Source organism: Vibrio anguillarum (assembly GCF_001989995.2).
Lineage (GTDB): Bacteria > Pseudomonadota > Gammaproteobacteria > Enterobacterales > Vibrionaceae > Vibrio > Vibrio anguillarum.
Map to the genome: position 1 here is coordinate 1 of NZ_JAHGUP010000173.1, position 1,067 is coordinate 1,067.

A 1,067-nucleotide genomic window follows, 5' to 3' on the forward strand; every position below is an offset into this window, starting at 1 on the left:
ACAACACAAAACGAATGGCCAGAGAAATCCCAAAAGATTGAACCCCTAAATTTACCTGAGTTGCATAACGCCGCGTTAAGGTGTGAGCAACGCTACAACCTAACCTAAACCATTGCGCCTTAAACACGAAACCCAACCTTGAACTGATAATGCCAAGCGTTGGGAATCACTCTTAAATGCCTTGTTATATGCTTATTCAGCGCCCGGAGGTGTTGGACTTGGGTTCGTTGGACTACCCCCTGCTCCAGTAGGTTGATAACCTGCTCCCGGCTCACCATTAGGAGTAGAAGTCGGTGATGGCTGAGAGGGTTGATATCCTTTGTGGATTTCTGATGGCGATACTCGTGGTTGATAGCCATCCATACAAGGTTTACGGTCAGTCATAATTTACACATCCCTAAATTCAATATGAGAAATATCGCTGGTCAATATAATTACGCCAGCAGTTTTGTTTATCGCACGCTCAAAAGAGCCGTCACTACCAAGTTTCCATGTCTGCTCAAGATACAGCTGCTCTTCCGCTGGGGAGCTGGAAGCGAACGAATTTGGTCCATAATAACCGCCGATGACGGTGCCATTATTGAGGATCACTTTTACCCAATAGCATTTACCTTGAGCAAAGAAATAGTCCCATGGTTTCTGAGTTGGGTGATGAATACTCTGCTTAAATTTTTCAGATTCTCTCAAGGCTTTCCATAGGAAAGCTAAAACAACTGGAAACACCAATAGAACAAAAACGTAAAACAGAATATATAAGTTCGGATGGGCGTTTTTGAAGCTTTCAGGACCAGAGGGCTCCTCAACTGCAAGGATGAACCAATACATAATTGAGTAGTTCACACAGCTATATGTCACAGCATCGATTAGTTGCTTTGATGAATCTTTTAAACTCGAAGGGTAAAGCAGCTCATAAGTCTTAATACTGATAAAGCCGGGAATAACAAACATGATAAAAATTTGCAGTTTATCAATTTCCCAAATACTCATTACTAGCACATCCATTGTCTAAACTAATTTAACGATAGTACCACACTAAAGCACCCACATGCATATAACGCCCGGCTAAG

2 protein-coding genes are annotated in these 1,067 nt (G+C 42.2%); both read right to left on the reverse strand.

Annotated elements, in window-relative coordinates:
- Nucleotides 1-192: 192 nt before the first annotated feature.
- The gene (locus PL85_RS18165; protein WP_174223870.1) at nucleotides 193-384 is read right to left on the reverse strand and encodes a hypothetical protein; all 192 of its coding nucleotides are present in this window, start codon (nucleotides 382-384) and stop codon (nucleotides 193-195) included.
- Between the two features lie 3 nt (nucleotides 385-387).
- Nucleotides 388-987 carry a DUF6338 family protein gene (locus PL85_RS18170; RefSeq protein WP_115340084.1) on the reverse strand — a complete coding sequence of 200 codons (600 nt, stop codon included), beginning with the start codon at nucleotides 985-987 and terminating at the stop codon, nucleotides 388-390.
- Nucleotides 988-1,067 lie beyond the last annotated feature (80 nt).

Bases quoted from the DNA above. Each gene is read 5' to 3' on its own strand.
- PL85_RS18165 (WP_174223870.1), bottom strand. From the start codon at position 384: ATGACTGACCGTAAACCTTGTATGGATGGCTATCAACCACGAGTATCG.
- PL85_RS18170 (WP_115340084.1), bottom strand. From the start codon at position 987: ATGAGTATTTGGGAAATTGATAAACTGCAAATTTTTATCATGTTTGTT.